This window comes from Lysinibacillus sp. 54212 (assembly GCF_036662795.1).
In the GTDB taxonomy this organism is placed as follows: domain Bacteria; phylum Bacillota; class Bacilli; order Bacillales_A; family Planococcaceae; genus Lysinibacillus_B.
The window spans coordinates 36850-60673 of sequence record NZ_JBAFWZ010000018.1; the positions used below are offsets into that span (position 1 = coordinate 36850).

Here is a 23824-nt window from a genome sequence, read left to right on the forward strand (position 1 = left end):
TTTGGGCATAAGGTTGGCCCGGGTTGAACGGTACACCTCTTGTTATGTCCATAAAAAAAGGACGGACATGTTAAAAGATGTCCGCCCACTATATGTGCATACGCAAGTCTTGCGTAAAACAATTCAACGTATCATACCTGTAAACAGCTCAAATGGCGTTCTGGCAGGTGAGAAGCGGGCAGCCTCTACTTCAAACTTGTATTCATAACCTAGATAATATTAACACGGGTATGTCTCACTGTCAATACTTATACTCAAGACATTTTTAATTCGACATATTTCTATTCAGATGACAGAATAATACCGCTTTTTAATATTTTTTGAACAATAATAATTATTTCAAAATTCCATATTATCGATTACTATTAATGTATATATACCAAATATAATAACAAAGGTGCTGATTATTATGTCAATCGGGAAAAAATTATTATTTGGATTTAGTATTACTACAATAATTACAGTAGTAGCTTGCTTCAGTATTTTCTCTCAATTACGCAGTATAGATAAGTATTATAGTGGCACAATTGAGCGCGGATTGCCTCAAACACATTTAACAGCTGATATTGAATACCACGTTCTCAATCAAGGCTTACAATTACGATCATATATTTTAGGTAATACAGAGGCACTAGAAAAGCTACGTACGTCTCAACAGGAATTACAAAATATCATCACTCAACTAGATGAAAGCTTTGAACGAGAAGAATTGCATCAATTACTTGATCACGTTATTTCAAATAAACAAGAATTTGATGCACTTGTGGAAAAGGTTCTAGAAATTAATGAAAAGGAAGATGTATACGCAGCAGTTGCCGTCTTAAACAAAGATGTTGTCCCTATTAACGAGGATACATTAGCCACTGCAAATAAGCTTGCCGATTTGATTGATGTACTTTTTGATGATGCTAAAGATGAAGCTCAATCAAAAGCTCAAAACGCTTTATATTTAGCTATTACCCTTATTGTAGCTACAATTATTGCTGCTATACTGACAACTATTTTTATGAATCGAATCATCGCTCTCCCGTTAAGGAAATTACAGCAATCTGTCCAAGTGATTGCAGCTGGAGATCTTACACAGGAGGATATGGTCATTCGATCAAAGGATGAGGTTGGTCAATTAACACAATCATTTAACACAATGAAAGATACGATTCGTAAGTTAATTACATCCCTTTCTACTAGTGCGGAACAGCTAAGTGCAGCAGCCGAGGAATTAACAGCTTCTACCCAGGAAGTAACACTTACTTCAATTAATGTGGCAGATCGTGCTGAAATATCAGCCGAAAACACTCAGGCAGCAGCAGCATCGGCAAAGGAAAGTGCGATTGCAATGGACGAAACGTCTTCCGCGGTTCAACGAATTGCAGAATCAGCTCAAACACTACATTTAACAGCATCGGACACATCTACAATTGCAGACCAAGGAGAAAGCAACATTTCTTCAGCCGAGCGTCAAATGACAACTATTTATGAATCAACAAAGTTAACAACAGAGCTTATTCAAAAATTAAGCGTACAATCAATGGAAATTGAAAATATAACAAAGGTCATTACAAGTATTACAGAGCAAACAAATCTACTTGCACTAAATGCAGCAATCGAGGCGGCTCGTGCTGGAGAACACGGGAAAGGCTTTGCGGTTGTAGCGGATGAGGTTCGCAAGCTCGCAGAAGAATCCAATGCATCTGCAAGTCAAATTACCGCACTAACAACTGAAATTCAGTCTGATACTAAAAATGTCGAGGAGGCTATTCAGCAAAGCCTTGCAACAGTTGAAGCCGGTGTTGGTATTATTCAAAACGCAGGTTTATCGTTCAATCAAATTGTCGGAGCTGTCGATAGTATGAAAGCGCAAATTGAAGACATTTCTGCTGTTACAGAGGAAATTTCTGCAGCTGCTGAAGAGGTTGCGGCGTCTGTATCGGAAATCTCATCCTCAGCAACTACTAATGCAGAGGATACGCTTATGGCGAACTCAGCGATGCAGCAGCAAGTCTCTACACTAAAAGAAATTAGTGTAGTCTCAACAGAGTTAAGTAATCGTGCAGTCGAGCTACAAAATGCCGTAAATCACTTTAAAGTATAGTACACAAAACAGCGCAGCCTTTTCATAGGCTGCGCTCAGACTGTAGACAAACTCATATAAATTTGAGTTTGCCTACAGTCTTTTTTCTTTTTAAAATAATCAGTAAGAAACCGTTGATTTCCGTTCCAGATGCTCCCTTTCCGCAGACACGGCTTCGGGCCAACAAGACGTTGGTCAGGAAAACGTTGTCACATGATGTGACGATTTTAGTTTTCCTTCCTTTTGCGGACCGCCGCAAAAATGGATTTTCCGCTCGTGCTTTTCCTGCTGGAGTGTCGCGCCTTTCACTACAATCAACTACTATTGCTTAATGATAAGATATGCCCTCTCTATTTATACAAATGTTCCAGATGATGAATAAAAATGGCATCCATGACGTGAACAACTTGAAAAACTGGTATTCCAATACCTTTCTAGAAGACCATCTTCTTCGTAAAGTAAATGCAATAATAACAATATTTATCAATTTCATTATCCGTTTTTGTGAAAAGGTTTGAGTTGTTGACCTTTGAAGAATTCACTGATATATGTTTTAAAAAAAGGCAAGCCCCGCCACGTAGACTTCTGTGGGAAAGCGATAATGGAACGAAGGCTAAGATCGTCACGTCGTGTGACTACGCCTTCGTGACCAACATCGTGTTGCCCCGAGACCCCGCAGAATTTGCACTCGTGCAAATTTGAGGAGGCTCGGCGCTCGCCCACGAAAAGCGTAGTGGCGGGGCTTGCCGATTTCTAAGGTAATACTTTTTCTACAGTTTGAGCGCAGCCCTTTTCATAGGCTGCACTGTTTTTACTTTATTTTGTTACTTCCGCTAGAATGTTCGCTAGGAATTCATCGAAGCTAATTGTTTCAGAATCTTTAGAGCCGTAACGACGAACATTGACGCCGCCAGCTTCTACCTCTTTGTCACCAATCACAAGCATATAAGGAATTTTCTTCATTTGTGATTCACGGATTTTATAGCCCAGCTTTTCTTCACGATCATCCATCTCTACACGAATGCCCGCTGCTTGTAATTTTTCCTGAATTTCACGCGCATAGTCATAGTGTACTGCGTTCGATACCGGAATGATTGTCGTTTGAACTGGTGCTAACCAAGTTGGGAATGCACCTTTGTATTCTTCGATTAAGAAGGCTACAAAACGCTCCATTGTTGATACAACACCACGGTGAATAACAACTGGACGCTGCGGCTGACCATCTTCACCGATATAAGTTAAGTCAAAGCGCTGTGGTAATAAGAAGTCAAGCTGTGCTGTTGATAATGTTTCTTCTTTACCAATTGCCGTTTTCACTTGAACGTCTAACTTAGGACCGTAGAATGCAGCCTCATCCTCTGCTTCAAAGTAATCTAAGCCAAGCTCATCCATCGCTTCTTTAAGCATTGCTTGTGCAGTTTCCCACATCTCATCATCATCATAATACTTTTCTTTATTATTCGGATCACGATATGATAAACGGAATGAGTAGTCGTTTAAATCGAAATCTTTGTATACAGCTAGGATTAGCTCTACTACTTTTTTGAACTCCGCTTTAATTTGGTCCGGACGTACGAAAATATGTGCATCGTTTAGAGTCATCCCACGAACACGCTGTAAGCCTGAAACCGCTCCACTCATTTCATAACGGTGCATCGTACCTAGCTCTGCAATACGGATTGGTAAGTGACGATAAGAATGTAAACCATTTTTAAATACCATCATATGATGTGGACAGTTCATCGGGCGAAGCACTAATGTTTCATTGTCCATTTCCATCGGCGGGAACATACCATCCTGATAATGATCCCAGTGACCTGATGTTTCGTATAATTTTTTCGAGCCAAGTACTGGTGTGTACACATGCTTATAGCCTAAAGAAAGCTCTTTATCCACGATATAACGCTCAATTGTACGACGAATTGTTGCACCATTCGGTAACCAAAGTGGTAAACCCTGACCTACCGTTTGGCTCGTCATGAATAAATCAAGCTCTTTCCCGATTTTACGGTGATCACGCTCTTTTGCTTCTTCAAGCATTTGTAGGTGATGCTTTAGCTCATCCTTTGTGAAGAAAGCTGTACCATAAATACGTTGTAGCATTTTATTATCAGAGTTTCCGCGCCAATATGCACCCGCTAAAGATAATAATTTGAACTCTTTTAATTTACCAGTTGAAGGTACATGTACGCCACGGCAAAGGTCAAAGAAATCACCTTGATAGTAGATCGATACTTGCTCTCCTGCTGGGATTGCTTCAAGTAGCTCTAATTTGTACTCGTCGCCAACTTCCTCGTAAATTTTTTGTGCCTCGTCACGAGAAACATTTTTTCGATCGATTTCAATATTTTCAGCAATGATTTTTTTCATTTCTTTTTCGATTGCTGGTAGGTCTTCTGCCGTAATCGGTGTTGGCGAATCGATATCATAGTAGAAGCCCGATTCGATTACTGGACCAATCCCTAATTTTGCATCTGGGAATAAGCGCTTAACTGCTTGTGCCGTTAAGTGAGCAGTAGAGTGACGTAGGATTTCTAACGCTTCCTGTGATTTATTTGTAATAATTTCGATCTCTGCATCAGCTTCGATTGATGTTTTTGCATCCACTAAAGCACCGTTCACTTTACCAGCTAAGGCTGATTTTTTAAGACCTGGGCTAATAGAGCCAGCGATTTCTAATGTAGAAATACCTTTTTCAAATTCTTTTACATTTCCATCTGGGAAAGTAATGTTGATCATGTCTGCCATGAATGATTCCTCCTAAAAATGTTTTGTCTAGTTTCCACAAAGCCCTATTCTATTTGAAGTTCCGCCGAAATTTTCTGAGGTTCTTCCAATTTTTTGGAAAACTTCCGCCAAATTTTTCGTTTGTTCCGCCATTTTTCAAAAAACTTCCGCCAAAGCGACAGACGAAAACTAGAATCCAAATAAAAAAGCGCCATCCCAAAAAGGGACGACGCGTATGCTCGTGGTTCCACCCTTCTTCCTTCTCGCACGTAGCGATTAGAAGCTCTCGGTCAGTTAACGTACTGATAGACGCCTGCAAATTATCCTCACAGGAGCTCCAAGGTAGTAAAGGTTGTGTCGTACTAGGTAGCTTACAGCCAAGGCTACCCTCTCTAAAAGCGCGGTTCACAAACTTCATGTCCTTATCAAAGCATTGATAGTATATTTACTAGCAAAGTATACGCCCCTTTACAAAGAAATGCAACTGTAGAATTCAGATTTTTTTACGAGTTCCGTCGATTTACCCCGTCCATTTCAACAAGCGTCGTAATCGCTTTTATACGCTCCATAATTCTACGTGCCTTCACTTCTTCGACATCGCCTTTAGAGGACTGTGCTAAATGTGCCTCCAATTCACTATAATCGAAATTAGACGTTATAAACGTTGGAAGCTGCTCACTCATTCGGTAATGAAGAATCGTCCCTAAAATTTCATCCCGTACCCAAGGGGACATATTTTCAGCACCTAAATCATCTAGCATAAGCACCTGCGCTTTTTTCACAAAGTCAATTTTCTCTTGAAGAGAATTATCCGAAATAGAGTTTTTCATTTCACGTAGGAATTCTGGGACAAACACGAGTACCGTTTTTACTTTCAAAAGAGCCAGTTCATTTGCAATAGCACCAAGAACAAAGGATTTTCCTACACCAAACTCTCCATGTAAATAAAAGCCCTTCGGTGGAAGCTGTCCTGTTTTTCGGTAGAAATCAACAAATTGTGTTGCTGCACCTTTAATAACGATACGCTTTTTCGTGTCCGCATCAATTTGTTCTAACTTTGCATCTAGAATATCTTTCGGCATAAACATACTCGAAATATTGGAAGCTGTATCTCGTCGTTCATCCTCTAAAATTTTCCTCTCACATCGTTCATATTTAATATCAATAATATTATTGGCAATAAACAGCTTAGGAATATATCCTTTTAAATGGTTTGTACAATCCTCTGTATTACCGCACTTGCAACAGCCTTGAGATTGACTAATATATTCATTTAGTTTCGTCAGGCTTCTTTCTACCATATCCTTATGAACAATCTGTTCGTTTTCTTCAAGAAATTGCTGAACGAGTGGATTTTCCAAAATTGATTTCCGCATTTCCTGGTACCGTTCCTGGAAAGATGGAATGTTAATATTTTTTAATTTCTTACTAATCGGTTCTATTTTACCTCACCTACCCATCAATAATCCCCATTTTTTTCATTAGCTCCTGTTGTTCCTTATCTACATCAAAAGCTTCATTTGTATTGCTTTCTTTATTCCCATCAAACCATTTTGGCTTCTTTTCCACATACTTGGCCTGTCGTTTATTAATCATTTTATTAGGACTGCTTTTCGGATTGGCTTTCGCCTCATTGTCCCTAATGATTTTTTGGGCTTGTTGGACTGTTTTCACATCTTTACGAATCCAATGCTCTGCCACTTGCTCCACATACTTTTTAGGAAACTTCATATCTGTTTCTTTCATTACGTACTCAATTAAAACATTTACAACATCATTTGGCATTCTATATTGTTGGACAAGGCTTTGGGCAAGCTCAACGGTTGAAGAGAATGGTTCCTTCCCATTGTTCATACGCTTTAGGAACTCATACGTTGTCGCTTCATACCCTGTTCCTTGAATAGTTGTCGTTGTACTTTTTTCCTGATCTTCACTAAATTTTGTTTTTTTGTATTTATCATGTTCTAGCCGAGCGATTTCCATTGCCTGCTTTGCCGTTTTAATATCTTTACGGTTCCAATGATCCGCAATCGTTTCAACAAAGTTTTTAGGTAATTTTTTGTCTGTTTGAAGCATGACATAATCAATTAAAACGTTTACTACCCCGATACTCATCCCATGTATTAAATATAAATTTTCTACTAGTTCCCTCGTATAAGTAGTAGGCTCTTTCCCGTTATTAATATTCCGCAAATGATCAATCGGACTTGTAGTTTCATAATATTTAAGTAAATCATCTTCTTTAGATTTCTTTATCTCAGGTAACTTTAATGACTCATCCCTAAATGTTTTCCCGAGCTTTGGTGCTTCCTTCGAAATACTAATTTTATAATAATCGGCCGCTGCTTTTTTCAAACGCTCTGGCGGTAGCTTCATTGCTTCATCTAAGGCTAGTATGACGACCTTTTGCATTTCGAGCGGCGACAAATGATAGAGAAAGGCCAGCTTTGCAATTAACTCACGTGCCTCTACTGTTAGTGCAGAGGATGGCACGAGCTGCTCTGAAAGCCCGGCTCGAAGTAAATCAAAGTCGAATTGTTCATAATAGAAAGGATATCCTTGCTTTTCTGCATTCCCATCAAACGACTCCACAGATAAATCCGAATATACAGGCTTGTACACATCGGTAAATGTCCTTGTTACTTCTTGGAAATCACGCTTATCAACGGGCTTTATATACCGCTGACGCAATTTACGGTAAGCCTGCTCTCCAATTTTACTAAATAAAAACATCGATAATAATGGATCGGCAAAAAAAGCATTCGCATCAAGTGGACAAACTAATTCATAAATAAAATGACGACGATCTCCATCATCCTTCCGCCATGTTCGTAGCAGTCCAATTGCTTCTAGCGCAATACGTGCCTCAAATATTTTTCGAATGGAGGTACCGAGCACGTTCATCAAATAATAATGCGTCCCTTCACCACTCGAATGGTCCTCTCCTTCAGCCCAAAGAGTTAAATATAAACTAATCGGCTCCGCGCCTGTTAGCGGCTGATAAAAAAGCGTTAATAACTGACGTTCATTTGATGATAAGGCATGAGGGAGCGTTATTTCAAAATGATCCGTCGCAAGTAGTTCTTTATACATATGAACCATTTTAATTCACTCCTTTACTCATTACTTTTCACCAGCTTGCTTTTGTAATAAATCTTTTAGTTCATCTAGAAATACACTTATATCTCTGAATTGACGATATACAGAAGCGAATCGGACGTAAGCAACCTCATCAATTTTGGCTAGGCGATCCATCACCATCTCCCCTACATCCTCTGAGCGGACTTCAGCATTTCCAATTCTTCGTAAATCCTTTTCGATCGAAAACACTAGCTCCTCCAGCATATCTAAGGCTACTGGTCGCTTTTCACAAGCACGAATCAAGCCGCGCAGCACCTTTTCACGGCTAAATTCCTCACGCGCGCCTTCTTTTTTCACAACGATTAGCGGTGTTTCCTCTACTTTTTCAAATGTTGTAAAACGTGATCCACACGCCTCACATTCTCGGCGTCTTCGTATTTCTTTATTATCATCTACCGGTCTTGAGTCAACAACGCGTGTTCCATTGTACTGACAAGATGGACATCTCATATTCATTTCTCCTGCTTCATTTCAAGTTTAGTAATCCTATTATAACAAAAATTGTTCTATGAAAAATAGCAATTCCTTTTCCTTGTCCATAATCGTTGTTTATTCGGTAACATATTCGATGCCAAAAGGTACTTCTAATCATTTCATAAAGAAAACAAATTTCGTCTTTCACCATAACATTGGTTGATTTCCGTTGCGCCAGAGGCCAACATGAAGTTGGTCACGAAGGCGTTGTCAGAGGATATGACGGTTTTAGCCTTCGTTCCTATATTCCTGGGGGGCATCCGCTGAGCCTCCTCACTACGCCCGAGGGGTCTCAGGCCAACATGATGTTGGTCACGAAGGCGTTGTCACACGACGTGACGATTTTAGCCTTCGTTCCTCTCTTGACGCTAATCCCCAAGGAGTCACGCTGGCTCCACTCCAATCAAAAAAGGATACGAGAATGGTAACATGATGATGCGATCACTCAGGAGAAAAATTTTGAATCCAAAATTACTTTTAGCAATTATTAGCACACGTAACGAAGAGCGGCGACTCCAGCGGGAAAGCGGAGGGATGAGACCCCGCAGGAGCACCTTGCGACGAGGAGGCTCAGCGCTTCGCCCGCGGAAAGCGCCCGCTCGGAGTGTAGTGTGCGGGGTATATATTGTCCCCCGACTTTTGGTGATGATATTAAATTTAATCTAAATGAAAAAATGCCTAATCCGAGCAATGATGCACGGATTAGGCAGCTATATTGATTAAGCGTTTACAGCTTGTAATTCTTTTGATACTTTTTTCGCTAAGTCTACTACACGAGCAGAGTAACCCCACTCATTATCATACCAAGCTAAAACTTTTACTTTACGAGTACCCATTACCATTGTTGTTAAACCATCAACAGTTGATGAGAATGTTGTTGTATTGTAGTCAGAAGATACTAATGGCTCCATAGAAATGTTTAAAATACCTTTCATTGGACCTTCAGCAGCTGCTCTAAATGCCGCATTTACTTCCTCAGCTGTTACGTCTTTTTGCACATCTACAACTAAGTCTACAAGAGATACATTGGGAGTTGGAACGCGAAGTGCCATACCGTGTAATTTCCCTTTTAATTCTGGTAAAACTAAAGATAATGCTTTAGCAGCACCCGTTGAAGTAGGGATGATTGATGATGCACAGTTACGAGCACGACGTAAATCTTTATGTGGATTATCTAAGTTATTTTGATCGTTTGTATAGGCATGTACAGTTGTCATTAAACCGTTTTCAATACCAAATGTATCATTTAATACTTTTGCTACAGGAGCTAAACAGTTCGTCGTACAAGATGCATTAGAAATAACATCATGCTTCGCAACATCTAATAAGTCATCGTTAACACCTAAAACTACCGTGATATCCTCATTTTTACCTGGCGCAGTTAAAATTACCTTTTTTGCACCTGCTTCTAAATGAAGAGCTGCTTTATCACGATCATTGAATTTACCAGTTGCTTCGATTACAAGGTCTACACCCATTTCTGCCCATGGTAATTTTAATGGATCACGTTCAGAAATTAGAGCCACATGCTTACCATTTACGATTAATGCATTTTCCCCTGTTTCGATCGTGCCATCAAATGTTCCGTGATTTGTGTCATACTTAATTAAATGTGCTAATGTTTCGGCTGGGTAGCTTGCGTTTATAGCTACAATGTTTAAATCATCTTGAACGATAGCTTGGCGGAAAACCATACGACCAATTCGGCCAAATCCATTAATTGCGATTGAAACTGTCATAATAAAAAAAGCCTCCTGTAATTACGTTATAATTTTATTTATTATATTCGCAAATTAGTATAACACATTCTTAAAAAAGATGAACATTATTCACACAGAAATTTAAAGTTATTATTTTCTGACAATAAAGACGAAGACAAATGACGGAATGTTGTCGTGCTCGCAATTAGATATCTGTACGATAATACAGCCATTAATTATTTTTCTTGGTATGAGCGATTTTCAAAGAATTTATAAGTGAACAGAAAAAGTCCTACCGAATAATCGATAGGACAACAAATTCATTTAAATTACTTCCCAATACTTTAAAATTTTTGCAAGCTGCTCAGCCGTTGAAGTTAAATCTAAATTATTATAAATGACCGCATCAGCACCTTTTTCCTTAACAGAAAGCGGAAGCTGTGTATTGATTCGTGCTCGCGCCTCCTCCTCAGATAGACCATTACGTTCCATTAATCGTTTTAGCTGAACCTCTTCCTTTACGGAGACAACTAAAACTTTGTCCACAAAATGCTGCAGCTTACTTTCAAACAAGAGCGGAATATCCATCACAACAACCTTTTCACCAGCTTCAATTAAACTATCACGCTGACGAAGCATTTCTGCTCGAATCGCTGGATGAATAATATCGTTTAATACCTTTCGCTGTGCAGGATCGTGAAAAATAATACTACCAACCTTTTCACGATCCATCGACCCGTCCTCAGAGATCACTTCAGGACCAAACGCTTCAGCAATTGCCGCTAGCGTCGACGTGCCTGGCTCTACAACGATTCGAGCGACAAGATCTGCATCCACAATCGGCAGCTTATAGCCTTCTAGCATTTTCGCAACCGTACTTTTCCCACTTGCAATACTACCTGTTAATCCAATAATCACTTTTAGCACCTACCGTTGACATTTTGGACAATAGACCGATGTTCTTCCGCCAATTGTCATTAGTTTCGTATTCGTACTACATTGCGGGCATATTTTTTTGCCATACATCTTTAATCGGTCCTGCATCCCACCAGCTTCTCCATTAATATTTCGATAATCCGAAATAGTAGAGCCGCCCATTTCAATACTTTGCAGCAAAATCATCTCGATTGCCCGAAATAGCTCTATTTTCCGATTCTGGCTTATACGATTCGCTTTTCGATTTGGATGTATGCCCATTAGAAAGAGTGCTTCAGTCGCATAAATATTGCCACAGCCGGATATGACCTGACCATCCATAATCACTTCTTTGATTGGCTTATTTGCGTATTTTGGCCTATCACACTGCGCTAAGAAAAACTCACATGCCCCTTCATCAAACGGCTCTGGTGCCATTTGCAGTAGTGGTGGATGATCTCCTAGCTCCTTTAAAAAGCGTAGCTCACCAAAACGACGGATATCAGCATAAACAAGTAGTTCGGACGAATCTAACGTTATGACTGCATGAGCATGTTTACGAAATTTTTCCTCTGTAATATCCTCTATACGAGAAACAATAAACCATGCACCCGTCATACCAAGATGATTGACGAGTAAAAAGGACTCTTCCTCCCTCTCAATGTGGAAGAAAATATATTTTGAACGCCGAGTTATTTCTCGAATGCGCATTCCTTCCAGCAGCCTTTCAAGCATTTCTGGCGCTGTATTTTTCACAATGCATTGTTTCCCTGCACGAACTGCATCGTAGACAACTTCGGATAGCTCAATTTTTTTGATTGTTTTCCCTTCTACTGCAGGCTTTAACGCCCGAACAACACCTTCAACCTCTGGTAACTCAGGCATCCCCAACACTCCTTACTTTGCATCGTACCAAGAGGAGCCATAAGAGAAATCAACCTTAAGAGGAACCATTAGCTCTATTGCGTTTTCCATCACTTCCGGTACGATTCTTTCTAGTTTTTCCACTTCTTCCTGTGGCGCCTCAAAAATTAATTCATCATGCACCTGTAAAAGGAGCTTTGCCTGTAAGCCTTCCTTACGTAAACGAGCATCCATATCAATCATTGCTTTTTTAATTATATCTGCCGCGCTTCCTTGAATCGGTGTATTCATCGCCGTACGCTCTGCAAAGCTTCGTAAATTGAAGTTCGAGCTTTTAATATCCGGTAAGTATCTTCGACGATTTAAGATAGTCGACACATATCCAGTTTCCTTAGCCGCTTCCACAATTCTATCCATATAGCCTTTAACCCCTGGGAAACTAGCTAAATAATTGTCAATAAATGTTGCCGCTTCCTTACGTGTAATATCTAGGTTTTGAGATAAGCCATAATCACTAATGCCGTATACAATACCGAAGTTTACTGCCTTTGCTGCACGGCGCATATTTGATGTAACCTCTTCAGCCGGTACGTTAAATACGTCCATCGCTGTACGTGTATGAATGTCCATCCCTTGTCTGAATGCATCCACTAACGCCGGATCCTCACACATATGTGCTAGCACGCGTAATTCAATTTGTGAGTAATCGGCGGCAAATAATACCCAGCCTGGCTTTGACGGAACAAACGCTTGACGAATTTTCCGACCTTCCTCTAAGCGAATCGGTATATTTTGTAGGTTTGGATCTGTTGAGCTTAAACGTCCTGTTGCTGTTAGTGCCTGCTGGAATCGAGTATGTACCTTACTATCCTCACCATGCACCTCTTTGATTAACCCTTCAATATACGTCGACTTTAATTTCGCCAGCTGACGGTAATGTAAAATATGCTTTACAATCTCATGCTCAGCTTGTAATTTTTCTAGCACATCCGCTGCTGTTGAATAGCCTGTTTTTGTCTTTTTTATAACAGGGAGGCCTAGCTTATCAAAAAGAATAACACCTAATTGCTTTGGTGAATTAATATTAAACTCTTCTCCTGCAAGCGAGTAAATAGCCTTCTCAATCTCATGGAGCTTGATCGCTAACTCATCGCCCATTTTTTCAAGCGTATCGACATTCACCTGAATGCCTTCACTTTCCATCCTTCCTAAAATGGAAGCTAGCGGGAGCTCTAGCTCTTTATATAAATCAAACTGCTCATTCTCCTGAAGCTTTTTCTCAAGAATAGGCTGAAGCCTCCAAAGAGCTAACGCTTTCCGACTCACATGCTCGGCTAGTACATCATCAGCTGGAATGTGCCACTTTGCACCTTTTCCGTAAAGGGCTTCATTTGTTTGTACATCTTGATACCCGAATTCCTTCGATAGAACCGCCACATCGTCTCCTGAAATTGCTGGGTTTACAATGTAGGAGGCTAGCAGTAAATCAAACGTTACACCCTGCAACGAAATCCCCATACGCTGTAGCATCGCCTGTGCAGCCTTACTATCTGCCATTAATTTTTGCTTCGATTCATCTTCTAGCCATGCCTTTAAAGCTTCATTTTCAAGCTTATCAGTGATTGGCAAATACAATGTTTTTTCCCCATCCGTCAATGCAATGCCCAGCGCTCGGCACGAATGATAGTGCTCGTTTTCAAGCTCAATATGAACCGCCATCCGATCTGTAAGAGTATCCTCTGTAATCGTTTCGACAATATCAAAAGATATATCCTCGTGCTGCACTTCATTACCGCTAAACTCACTTTTTTCAATTAAGGATTTAAACCCAAGCTCCTGCCAAACGGCTAACAACGCATCCTCGTCTGGTCCACTGTACGAAATATCCTGCAATGAAATTTCAATTGGGGCCTCTGTATAAATCGTCGCTAGCTTTTTCGATAAATAGGCCTGCTCTTCATTGTCAACGAGCTTTTCCTTCATTTTCGAAGCCTTCATCGCATCGATCGCTTCATAAAGAGCCTCAACTGTACCGTATTCTTTTAGAAGCTTAATCGCTGTCTTTTCACCGACACCTGGCACACCCGGGATATTATCTGAGGCGTCACCCATTAATCCCTTCATATCAATAATTTGCTGTGGCGTTAAGCCGTATTTTTCTTCAATATGAGCTGGAGTATATTTTTCAATATCTGTAATACCTTTTCGTGTAATGTACACTGTTACACTATCGCTCGCAAGCTGCGTTAAGTCTTTATCACCCGATACGATGACCGTTTCCATACCTTCGTCTAAAGCTTGGCGGGCAAGCGTACCGATTATATCATCCGCCTCGAATAGAGGAAGTTCATAGCGCTGAATATTGTATGCATCAATAAGCTTACGAATGTATGGAAATTGCTCCGATAATTCCGGCGGTGTTTTCTGACGACCACCTTTATACTCGCCGTAAGATTCATGACGGAAAGTCGTTTTGCCTGCATCAAATGCAACGAGCATTTTTGTTGGCTTCTCCTCCTCAACAATTTTTTGTAGCATCATCGTAAAGCCATATGTGGCATTCGTATGAATTCCGCTATCATTTGTTAGTAATGGAAGTGCGAAAAATGCACGGTATGCCAAGCTATTTCCATCTAAAAGTAGCACTTTCTCCTTTATCATCGTATCTCCTCCGTAATTTCAAGTCCTCTCTATTGTAAAACATATGTACGCTTTTTAAAAATAAAAAAAGATGCAAGGCAACTAGCCCTGCATCATTTTAATTTCTTAAATCGAAATTGATCCGATATTTTTTCTTCCCTATAGAAAATTTCTTCATAGATGACCGTTATTAAAAAAGCATTCATAAATGAAAATACGATATACAACGGCATGCCACCTAAATTAAAAGGCATAAGCTGGCGGGCGAATAGCTCAACAAATCCGATTTGTGTAAAGAAGAAGATCATGCCGATACCGACCTGCCAAATCGGACGCTTGTCCTGACGCTGCTCAAATTTTAGTACTTTTTTAAATGAATTTCGTACATCTTCTGCAATAACGAAGCTTAACGCCATAAGAACAATAAAGAAGATTGGTATATTTAAAAGTTTATAATTCACGATTCCAAAATGTGCTTGATCCAACCAAGCAAAGACAGAGGTAGCCATGGCAAACGACAACAAGAAGTTTTGAATAAATTTGCTCAACGTTTTTTCCTCCAGTTTTTAATCTGGAGTCTAGTATAACAAAATATTTATCGTTGTTTAATAGATTTCTCTCATATTCTTTTGAGGTAAAATATAAGAGTATAGGGAATCCCCCTATACTCTTGGAAAATAAATTATGCTTTATTACAGTTTAAATTTATTCATTTGATCTTGCAGTGCATGGACCATATCATTCAATTGAGTTGCAATACTAAACATTTCTTCAGTAGAGGCTGTTTGTTCTTCGATTGAAGCAGCAATCCCTTGAGCATTGTCGGAAGTTGCTCGAAGCAATGAAGTAGTAGAATCTGTTGTATGAATAATTTCGTTAGAACTTGCTGCAATTTCTTCAATTGTTGCAGTAATTGATTGAATTTCATGATTAATATTTTCTATTAATAACACAATTTGAGCGAATGTTTCACCAGCAGAATAAATGGTTTTACTTTCACCTTCAATTTTTTCTACAACAACTGAAATAGCTCTTACAGATTCATTTGAATCATTTTGCATCTCTGTAATTAGCGAAGTAATATTGCTCGCTGAATGCGATGATTGTTCAGCTAAAGAACGAATTTCATCGGCAACAACTGCAAACCCTTTTCCATATTCTCCCGCACGAGCCGCCTCAATTGCTGCATTTAATGCTAGTAAATTAATTTGATCGGCTATATTAGAAATAATCTTTGTAATTTCGCCTACTTCCATAGACTTATTATTCATTTTTTCTGTAATAGACAATGAAGTACGGGCTGTATCATCTATTGTTCTAATGCCTGTTACCGATTTTTGAATAACTTCATTTCCGATAGATGCAGCATTGGTTGCATCATGTGCACTTTCTAATACGTGATTCGTTGCTGTTGAAATCTCATTTATTTGTTCAGAAATATTTACAAGCACAATTTGATTTTGATTAGCCCCACTTGCAATAACCTCTGTCGATGACGCAATATCCGTAATATTATCGGCAACTTGCGAAGATGTAATCGATAATTGCTCAAGACTATCTGATAAATTCGTTGCACCTTGTTGAACATGGTTAGAAGTTGTTGATACATGTGATAATGTTTCTTTCAACTGGTTCTGCATATTTTGGAAGCTATCGCTTAAACGACCGATTTCATCCTCACGATTCACTGAAAACTCTTCCGTTAAATCACCCTGTGCAATTTTCTCAGTATGATTTAGCAACTTGTTTAGCGGACCGTTAATACTACGTGACACAAACATTGCAATAGCGATTCCTAGTATAATAACAACGACTAATACAGCAACTATAGTTAACATCATGTTCTTTTGTAATTCTAGAATAAAGTCAGCATCTGCATCTAGACCTAATACAGAATCCGTATTATTTACACTAATAAACGTCGATAGGTGGTTACCATAATCGTCTTCATAAATATCACTGACGATTAGATTATCCTGAGTTAGTGCATCCCCCTGTTCCTTCGTAAATGGGAGAGGTGTTAAATAGTCGTCAGTACCCCCTAAAACTAATATAACTTCTTCTCCATCCACTTTACTCATAATATAAACATTTTCTAACTCAAACTCTTTTTGGAATTTATCTGTTATTACTTTTAGCTCTTCATATGCTTTTTCATCGTCTTTTGCAGCATTGATTAACTCTGGATCAACAAAAGCGTCATATTTTTCAAGCATTAATGCTAAACTATCCTTATATTGCGGCACAACATGATCTTCGATTAATGCGGTTGTCATAAAGTTTAATATAACGGCAAAGATGCTACTCACTAGCACTATCGGTATAATAATACCCGATAAAATTCTTGTTCGAATCGATTTTAATTTACTCACGTTTTATTTAGCCCCTCACTGTAATTGATAATGTTTACATTTAATAAATTGCTGAAAATCTAGATGTAAAATATGTCCATGTTCTTGCACATTTGGACTTTTGAAAAAGATGACCGCAAATGTAGATCGACCGATTAAAGGTAATACGCGATAGCTAAGTATTTCATTAAACTCTTTCTTTAGCGCATCATGATCGATTACGTCAATTATGGATGGCTCCATCTCTTTTTCAATCTCTGCACAAGTAAAGCTATAAATAGCATCATCCATTTCCGCTATAACCTTATCCCAATCTGGTTTTTGATTATGTATGTAATAATCATATGGATTAATTTGATACGCATAGTAGCCTAGCTCTGTTGTTCCCTCGCCTGCAAAACGTAGTGGATTAATTTCAATAGGGATGATATCGTTTGAAGGTGTTACTCGAAGCTCGATATGGATGGGAATATTTTTCAATCTATAATTTTCACCAAAATGCTGTATGTATTGAGTAAACATAGGGATTGTTGAACGAATTACTTCTTTACTAGTAAAATAAATTCTGTCCCCCACATCATTACTATCCTTAAAGCTTCTAGTAAATACATTCAGAATGACTGCTTCACCATGCTCATTATAGTAACAATCAATCGCATATTCATTTCCTTCAATATATTGCTCCAGTATGAACCTTTCATCGACTATTCTATTCTCTGCTAACGTGTTAATATAATTCGTCATCGCCTGGCTGTTATTAATTTTATTAACACCCTCACTGCCATAACCAAAAATAGGTTTCACAATAATCGGATAAGGTAATTCACTTACACGTAATTGCTTTAGTTCTTTTAGTGAACAGGATTGAAAAAAGAAGTCTGGATATTTCGAAGCTAATGATTTTCGAAACGCCAATTTATTTTTAAATAAATTCGCCATCTTCGTTAGATTATGGTCGGGTAAAAATTCATTCAATGTATTTACTCCAATTTCAGCGTTCATGATAATTGAATGATCCTGACCAAAAGCCCGAAAAGCAAAGTCTCCTTTTAAAAATTGTTGATGCGTTACATCATAAATTGGTTTTTCTGTTTGAGATAGCGTATTAATTAGTAGTGGAGATACATAAGAGGTATCTAGTAGAATCAAGTTAATCTCCCTTTCCGAAATAGATACATAGACTTATTATACAAAGTTAAAAAATAATGACTTTTAACCTAAAGAACATTATACATAATTTAGGGCAAAAAGGTAATTATTTTCTTAATATAATTAAAAAAGCGCATCACAAAGTGTGAAATACGCTAAATTGACTTAATTTACATATTTTTTTACAGATGTGTTGATTATACAAATACTAGTAGATCATAAACGTGCTTTTTAGTGAAATGATTAATAAAAAGGCGCTTGCTCGTTGATTGGAGCGAAGGCGACTCGACTCCAGCAGGAACAGCACGAGCTGAAAATCCATTTCTTTCGGCATTAGCCGAAAGAAATTAGTTGAAGCCGTGCCTGCGGAAAGCGAGTCAGCCGTAGCGGAAATCAACGTATTCCAATTTTCTCTTTAACAATAAGAGGTAAATCAACACGCGTGATTTTTTTATTATTTTTAAGACCATCAAAGAAGTAATTACTAATGAACAAGACGAATACTGTTATTATTGAAAGAGCAAATGTCATTATAGTTCTTAAATTGACTGAGTAAAATGCCATATAGATGAACAAGACTAGTATGTGACCTAGCCCAACAGCGAATAACAGCCAAGGCATTTCATTTCCTCTCATTAAACAATAAAAAACTCGCAACAGCCTTTAAGCAGCCTTTGCGAGTTTCTCTTTTAGTCCGTATAACCTGATAAAATTTTAGCATACGGTGAATCGGATGGAAGGATGATAACTGTATCCTCTCCGATTGTCTTTTTATATGATTCTAGTGTTCGATATAATGAATAAAACTGTGGGTCCTTCGAGAACGCCTCATTGTATATTTTAGCTGCCTCTGCTTCCCCAGCAGCTGTAATGAGTGCTGCGTCCTTTTTCGCTGTTGCAAGCATTTCCTGCACCTTTTGATCTGTTTGAGCGATCATACGGTTTTTCGCCGCATCACCTTCAGATAAATATTTCTGAGCAATAGATTCTCGGTCTGAAATCATTTGCGTATATACAGATTGTTCATTCTCTGCAGGTAAATCTGTACGTCGGATTCGAACGTCTACTACTTCAATACCATAATTATCCTGTGCTAGCAGCTCATTTACACGAGCAGTGACACGATCATTAATACTACCGCGCTCTGAATTTTCATCATTAATGATATCTTCATAGTTCAGCTGTCCAAGCTCAATACGAATGACCGAGTAGATGTTTTCTTCCATACGACTTTCGGCATTCACTAAAGTCCCTGCGTTTGAAATAAGCGCTTTTGGATCCGTTACACGCCAAACTGTGTAATTATCAACAATAATTCGTTTTTTATCAAACGTACTAATTTCCTCTTCCTGCATTGCATCATAAATCATTAAGTTTTTTGGAAGGGTTTCAATTCGCTGAATAAATGGTATTTTCATATGAAGCCCTGGTGTATCCTCATATTTCACTACTTCACCGAACTGACGAACAACACGATATTCATTTTCCTTTACAATATAAACATTTGCTAATGCGATAATGATGATCGCGAAAATAACAGTAAAGGCAATAATTGATTTTGTCCATTTTCGCATATCGATTGGCTGCTTCGTTTTTTTAATCTTCCCGCTATCCATATCAACAACCTTATCACTGTTCGATTTTTTAGCCTTTTCGCCGAATAGGTTTCGGATAAACTTTTCTAGGTCGCCATCGTATTTATTGTTATCATTGCTCATTGTTTTTCACTCCCCTCAGTTTTTTCTTCGTTATTGGCTGGTGTAGCCGCTTGAGGAGGCTGAATCGGTAAATATTTCAACGTTTCACCATCATCATTCATAATATAAATTTGTGCATTGGGCAGCACGTTTTCTAGCGTTTCAAGCACTAAACGTTCTCGTGTAATTTCTTTATTATTTGCATACTGCTTATACAGCTCGTTAAATACTGCAACTTCCCCTTTTGCCTGCTGGATACGGGCGATTTTTTCCCCTTCAGCACGTGAAATAATGGCGTCCTTTTCACCTTCCGCCTCACTAATGCGCTGGTTTGTATATTTTTCTGCCTCGTTAATTTTCGTATTTTTCATCTCACGAGCATCTGTAACAGCCATAAACGCTGCGCGAACATCAGCATTTGGTAGCTCTACATCTTGAAGCTTTACTGCTAAAATACTAATACCAATATCATATTTATCTACTAGTGTTACGAGTAAATCTCGCGTACTTTTCTCAATATCCGCCTTACCATCTGTTAGGGCTGCATCAATTTTTGAACTCCCAATAACTGAGCGAATAGCGCTTGATGTAGCACTATGAAGTATCTTTTCAGGGTCCTGTGAGCTAAATAAATATTTTTTCGGATCAACTATTCGCCATTGAACGACTAAATCTGTAAGGACTATATTTTCATCCCCAGTAATCATTCTCGTTTCTTTATCCTTTAATTCCATTTCTCCATCATCATTTTGTGTATAACCAAAAGTTAAGCTTTTTGTTCCCTTTGAAAGCACCTCTACTTTTTGAATAGGCCACGGCATTTTAAAATGAAGTCCCGATTCTGTAATAATTTCATCCGCTTGCCCGAATGTAATAACAACCGCTTGCTCTGATTCATCCACCGTATACCATGATGTTGTTGCGGCCAGTAAGCCTAAAATAACAAATAAAGCGAGCGCAACAGATAATAAGGTACGCTTTACACTCATATAAAAACCTCCCTCTTATGTATAAAAAAAATCGTATAACTGTATTACGGTCTATCTAACTAAAAGTTTCGAAAAATATAAAAATAGTGAGCAGTTAGGGGGCTGCTCACTATTACTATACTCTCAAAATTTAATTTTCCGATAATCTGAAACGGGGGGTTTCTAAAGAGAACTATACGCCCCGTCTTTTAAGATACTATTTAGCTATTGTAAATTATTTGTTAAGACGAGGATAGCGGTAAGAGTATTCTAAACGTAGTTCCTTTACCAAACTCACTCTCGACTTGAACTTTGCCTTGATGAGCTTCTACTAAATGCTTAACAATCGCTAAACCAAGTCCCGTTCCACCGGAATTTCGACTACGAGCTCGGTCTACACGATAAAAGCGCTCAAAAATACGAGGAATTTCATTTTTTTGAATACCTACCCCTTCGTCGCTTACTTCTACAACCCCGAATTCTCCTTGCTCCATTACTCGAATAGATATCGTCGTTTCTTCAGGTGAATATAGGATAGCATTGTAAATTAAATTCGTAAAAATTTGAATAAGACGATTAGCATCACCTTGAACCTTTACATCTCGGGCAATATCAACTGAAAATCGCATATTTTTTTCTTCTTTTCGTTGATTTGTTAAATTGACGACACGAACTAATACTTCCTGTAAGCTTGTTGGGATAATATCAACTGAAAACCCATGCTGCTCAATTTTCGATAGCTCAAGCAAGTCCTGAATGAGCATTTGCAGACGATTACTTTCATTATTTATAATTTCTAAAAAAGAAAGTGCCATATTTTCATCCTTATAGGCTCCATCTAAAAGTGTTTCAGTAAATCCTTTAATTGATGTAATTGGTGTGCGCAGCTCATGAGACACATTCGCCACAAAATCTTTTCGAATTTGCTCTAGTCGTACAAGCTCCGAAACATCGTGCATAACAATGACGACTCCTAGCCAGCGACCATGTTCCCCAACAACAGGCGCTCCGTAGGCAAATTTATATGTTATTTCTTGCTGTAGTTCCATTTGGAGCTGTTTTTGATAAGGTAATTCCGTTAAAAATACGTAGTCAATGAATTTCTCTAGTTCCACCGGTAAATTTACAGATAAAAAATTTTTCCCACTTACTTCATTAATATCGAGACCGAAGCTTTCAATAAACGATCTATTTACAATAGAAATACTTCCCCCACGATCAATCATCATAAGCGCACTACCCATATTTTCAATTAATGTTTTTAGACGCTCTTCTTCTATTTCACGTGTTTTCGTAATATCCTGCAAATTACGGGCCAATATGTTGATAGAATTTCTCAATTCAACAATAGTTTTTGGTCCAGTTGCAAATGCGCGAGCACGATAATTCCCAATTGCTAGCTCTCTTGCTGTTCGGGTGACATTTTCAATCGGCTCAACAAAATTTTGAAGCATTTTTTTTGTAACAAGACTAATTAAAATAAATGATAGTGATAATAAGAATAAAAGCACAAAGGCTAATTTTGTTTTTAGTGTGGCAATAAATTCCTCGTCTAAGCGTAAATCATACGTCTCAAGCAGCTCCTGTTTATCGGGTTCAGATAACTGAATATCTCGATCTTCAATAATTTGAAGCATTTCCTGCTTGGCCTCGTCAGTATTTTCAACGATATACGTATTAATAAAAAAAGGAAAAAGCTGACCTATGACAAAGCCAAGGACAGCTAAAATAAAGCCTACTAAAAATACAAATGGAAAAAATAATCGGTTGCTCATGGATTTTTTCATTTTTTCGGCTCCTCAAATTTATAACCTAATCCACGAATCGTTTTTATAAACAGCGGTTTTCTGCTATTCTCTTCAATTTTTTCACGTAAATGGCTTATGTGCACATCAACAATTCGCGTATCGCCAGCGAAATCATAATTCCATACGGCACTTAATAGCTGATCACGTGTTAGCACACGATTTTTATTTTCTAATAAATAGACAAGAAGCTCAAATTCCTTAGGTGTAAACTCTAAAGACTGTTCCCCTAAAAATGCTTCAAATCGATCCGGAAATACTTTTAGTTCTCCGTATTCATAGGAAATTTCTTCTTTTACTGTTTCCTCTATAGGCATTGGCATAAAACGTCGCAGCACAGCCTTAACTCGGGCAATAACCTCACGGGGACTAAAGGGCTTTGTCATATAATCATCTGCCCCTAGCTCTAAGCCCAGTACTTTGTCGAACTCATCGTCCCGTGCAGTTAACATAATAATCGGGATATTTTTCCTTAAACTTCGTAGCTCCTTACATACTTCCATTCCATCTAGGGTTGGCAGCATTACATCCAAGAGAATTAAATCAGGCTGCTTTGCAACCGCAATATCTAATCCATCCTTACCATCATGCGCAAGCAATACAGTATATCCAGCTTGCTCTAAATTGTACTTTAAAAGTGTTGCAATCGATAATTCATCTTCTACAACTAAAATCGTCTTTGACATATTTTTGTACCTCCAAAATTGATTTGAAACCCCCATTTCAAACCAGTCCCTTTAATAAGGAGGATAGACTTTTATAAGCCCTTCAATTATAGGTTGCTTTTCATTGTTAAATCCTCTTACACTAACATCTACTAAATTTTCAGCCCTATCCACTCTTTCAACCTTTAGCAAAAAGTCAATCGTTTCATAATGATATACAGGCTTCAAGAAAGTAATGTTTTGTTCACGAATATGCGAGCCAGGTCCCGGCATGTGCTTAGAAATAGCCGAGGTAATAATACCATTCAACATAATTGTTGGAACAATAGGTTTTTCAAATGGCGTATCCGATGCATAATCATGCTGAATATACAGAGGATTATTATCATTTGTTAAACCTAAATAAAGAAGTAAATCTTTATCTTCAATCGTTTCTGTTAAATGCAATTTCTCACCAATTCTTATTTCATGAACCCTCTTACCTAGTCTGCTCTTCCTTCCTAACAATACAGCAGCAACCCCTTTACATGAGATTAATATCATAGTAACAATTTTCTTCTAAAAGTACAATCGAACTCGTATCATCCGAAATGCGCAAGCGCCCCGTTTAGCCCCGACAAGCGCTGGAGAAAGGATCATAGCGTGCTTGTCACGCGT

19 protein-coding genes are annotated in these 23824 nt (G+C 38.4%); 1 reads left to right on the forward strand and 18 read right to left on the reverse strand.

All coding sequences use genetic code 11. The features are described from left to right. The first annotated feature begins 409 nt into the window (after window positions 1-409). A complete protein-coding gene (locus tag V4T18_RS12935) occupies window positions 410-2092 on the forward strand; it encodes a HAMP domain-containing methyl-accepting chemotaxis protein (protein ID WP_332649955.1) in 1683 nt (560 codons plus the stop codon). Between the two features lie 174 nt (window positions 2093-2266). On the opposite strand, the gene V4T18_RS12940 is transcribed toward V4T18_RS12935, so the two are convergent. The 18 genes from V4T18_RS12940 to V4T18_RS13025 all read right to left on the reverse strand — a co-directional run bounded on the left by V4T18_RS12940 (window position 2267) and on the right by V4T18_RS13025 (window position 23710). Continuing rightward, window positions 2267-2389 carry a hypothetical protein gene (locus tag V4T18_RS12940; RefSeq protein ID WP_332649493.1) on the reverse strand — a complete coding sequence of 41 codons (123 nt, stop codon included), beginning with the start codon at window positions 2387-2389 and terminating at the stop codon, window positions 2267-2269. Window positions 2390-2887: 498 nt separating this feature from the next. Next, on the reverse strand, window positions 2888-4819 hold the full coding sequence (thrS, locus tag V4T18_RS12945) for a threonine--tRNA ligase (protein ID WP_332649957.1): 1932 nt from the start codon (window positions 4817-4819) through the stop codon (window positions 2888-2890). 482 nt (window positions 4820-5301) lie between these two features. Then, a complete protein-coding gene (gene dnaI, locus V4T18_RS12950; RefSeq protein WP_332649984.1) occupies window positions 5302-6240 on the reverse strand; it encodes a primosomal protein DnaI in 939 nt (312 codons plus the stop codon). Between the two features lie 10 nt (window positions 6241-6250). Then, on the reverse strand, window positions 6251-7900 hold the full coding sequence (locus tag V4T18_RS12955) for a DnaD domain protein (protein WP_332649958.1): 1650 nt from the start codon (window positions 7898-7900) through the stop codon (window positions 6251-6253). A 21-nt stretch (window positions 7901-7921) separates the two neighbouring features. Beyond that, window positions 7922-8389 carry a transcriptional regulator NrdR gene (gene nrdR, locus V4T18_RS12960; protein WP_332649960.1) on the reverse strand — a complete coding sequence of 156 codons (468 nt, stop codon included), beginning with the start codon at window positions 8387-8389 and terminating at the stop codon, window positions 7922-7924. 743 nt (window positions 8390-9132) lie between these two features. Next, window positions 9133-10152 carry a glyceraldehyde-3-phosphate dehydrogenase gene (locus V4T18_RS12965; protein WP_332649961.1) on the reverse strand — a complete coding sequence of 340 codons (1020 nt, stop codon included), beginning with the start codon at window positions 10150-10152 and terminating at the stop codon, window positions 9133-9135. 285 nt (window positions 10153-10437) lie between these two features. Beyond that, complete coding sequence (coaE, locus tag V4T18_RS12970; RefSeq protein WP_332649986.1) at window positions 10438-11031, reverse strand: dephospho-CoA kinase; 594 nt, start codon at window positions 11029-11031, stop codon at window positions 10438-10440. Window positions 11032-11040: 9 nt separating this feature from the next. After that, window positions 11041-11913, reverse strand: a complete 873-nt coding sequence (gene mutM, locus V4T18_RS12975) for a bifunctional DNA-formamidopyrimidine glycosylase/DNA-(apurinic or apyrimidinic site) lyase (RefSeq protein WP_332649963.1) — start codon at window positions 11911-11913, stop codon at window positions 11041-11043. A gap of 12 nt (window positions 11914-11925) precedes the next feature. Next, window positions 11926-14553, reverse strand: a complete 2628-nt coding sequence (gene polA, locus V4T18_RS12980) for a DNA polymerase I (RefSeq protein WP_332649965.1) — start codon at window positions 14551-14553, stop codon at window positions 11926-11928. A 92-nt stretch (window positions 14554-14645) separates the two neighbouring features. After that, entirely contained in the window at window positions 14646-15080 is a 435-nt protein-coding gene (locus V4T18_RS12985) for a DNA polymerase I (protein ID WP_332649967.1), read from the reverse strand. Window positions 15081-15224: 144 nt separating this feature from the next. After that, a complete protein-coding gene (locus V4T18_RS12990; protein ID WP_332649969.1) occupies window positions 15225-16904 on the reverse strand; it encodes a methyl-accepting chemotaxis protein in 1680 nt (559 codons plus the stop codon). A 15-nt stretch (window positions 16905-16919) separates the two neighbouring features. Beyond that, a complete protein-coding gene (locus V4T18_RS12995; protein WP_332649971.1) occupies window positions 16920-18032 on the reverse strand; it encodes an ATP-grasp domain-containing protein in 1113 nt (370 codons plus the stop codon). Window positions 18033-18240: 208 nt separating this feature from the next. After that, window positions 18241-18366: a hypothetical protein gene (locus V4T18_RS13000; protein ID WP_332646081.1), complete on the reverse strand. Its 126-nt coding sequence runs from the start codon at window positions 18364-18366 to the stop codon at window positions 18241-18243. Between the two features lie 355 nt (window positions 18367-18721). Then, window positions 18722-19750 carry a protease modulator HflC gene (gene hflC / locus V4T18_RS13005; RefSeq protein ID WP_332649973.1) on the reverse strand — a complete coding sequence of 343 codons (1029 nt, stop codon included), beginning with the start codon at window positions 19748-19750 and terminating at the stop codon, window positions 18722-18724. Further along, entirely contained in the window at window positions 19747-20718 is a 972-nt protein-coding gene (gene hflK / locus V4T18_RS13010) for an FtsH protease activity modulator HflK (RefSeq protein ID WP_332649975.1), read from the reverse strand. Before hflK ends, hflC begins: the two co-directional genes overlap by 4 nt. A gap of 221 nt (window positions 20719-20939) precedes the next feature. Then, the gene (gene pnpS / locus V4T18_RS13015) at window positions 20940-22484 is read right to left on the reverse strand and encodes a two-component system histidine kinase PnpS (protein WP_332649977.1); all 1545 of its coding nucleotides are present in this window, start codon (window positions 22482-22484) and stop codon (window positions 20940-20942) included. Beyond that, window positions 22481-23188 carry a response regulator transcription factor gene (locus tag V4T18_RS13020; protein WP_332649979.1) on the reverse strand — a complete coding sequence of 236 codons (708 nt, stop codon included), beginning with the start codon at window positions 23186-23188 and terminating at the stop codon, window positions 22481-22483. The genes pnpS and V4T18_RS13020 overlap by 4 nt, the downstream gene beginning before the upstream one ends. A 51-nt stretch (window positions 23189-23239) precedes the next feature. After that, window positions 23240-23710, reverse strand: coding sequence for a MaoC/PaaZ C-terminal domain-containing protein (locus V4T18_RS13025; protein ID WP_332649981.1), 471 nt, complete (start codon window positions 23708-23710; stop codon window positions 23240-23242). Between the last annotated feature and the right edge of the window lie 114 nt (window positions 23711-23824).

What these genes read in the sequence shown, in the direction of transcription:
- pnpS (WP_332649977.1), bottom strand. Translation starts at nt 22,484, where the DNA reads ATGAAAAAATCCATGAGCAACCGATTATTTTTTCCATTTGTATTTTTA.
- V4T18_RS13025 (WP_332649981.1), bottom strand. Translation starts at nt 23,710, where the DNA reads ATGATATTAATCTCATGTAAAGGGGTTGCTGCTGTATTGTTAGGAAGG.
- V4T18_RS13000 (WP_332646081.1), bottom strand. Translation starts at nt 18,366, where the DNA reads ATGCCGAAAGAAATGGATTTTCAGCTCGTGCTGTTCCTGCTGGAGTCG.
- V4T18_RS12965 (WP_332649961.1), bottom strand. Translation starts at nt 10,152, where the DNA reads ATGACAGTTTCAATCGCAATTAATGGATTTGGCCGAATTGGTCGTATG.
- V4T18_RS12955 (WP_332649958.1), bottom strand. Translation starts at nt 7,900, where the DNA reads ATGGTTCATATGTATAAAGAACTACTTGCGACGGATCATTTTGAAATA.
- hflK (WP_332649975.1), bottom strand. Translation starts at nt 20,718, where the DNA reads ATGAGTGTAAAGCGTACCTTATTATCTGTTGCGCTCGCTTTATTTGTT.
- V4T18_RS12935 (WP_332649955.1), top strand. Translation starts at nt 410, where the DNA reads ATGTCAATCGGGAAAAAATTATTATTTGGATTTAGTATTACTACAATA.
- V4T18_RS13020 (WP_332649979.1), bottom strand. Translation starts at nt 23,188, where the DNA reads ATGTCAAAGACGATTTTAGTTGTAGAAGATGAATTATCGATTGCAACA.
- thrS (WP_332649957.1), bottom strand. Translation starts at nt 4,819, where the DNA reads ATGGCAGACATGATCAACATTACTTTCCCAGATGGAAATGTAAAAGAA.
- mutM (WP_332649963.1), bottom strand. Translation starts at nt 11,913, where the DNA reads ATGCCTGAGTTACCAGAGGTTGAAGGTGTTGTTCGGGCGTTAAAGCCT.
- hflC (WP_332649973.1), bottom strand. Translation starts at nt 19,750, where the DNA reads ATGAGCAATGATAACAATAAATACGATGGCGACCTAGAAAAGTTTATC.
- nrdR (WP_332649960.1), bottom strand. Translation starts at nt 8,389, where the DNA reads ATGAGATGTCCATCTTGTCAGTACAATGGAACACGCGTTGTTGACTCA.
- polA (WP_332649965.1), bottom strand. Translation starts at nt 14,553, where the DNA reads ATGATAAAGGAGAAAGTGCTACTTTTAGATGGAAATAGCTTGGCATAC.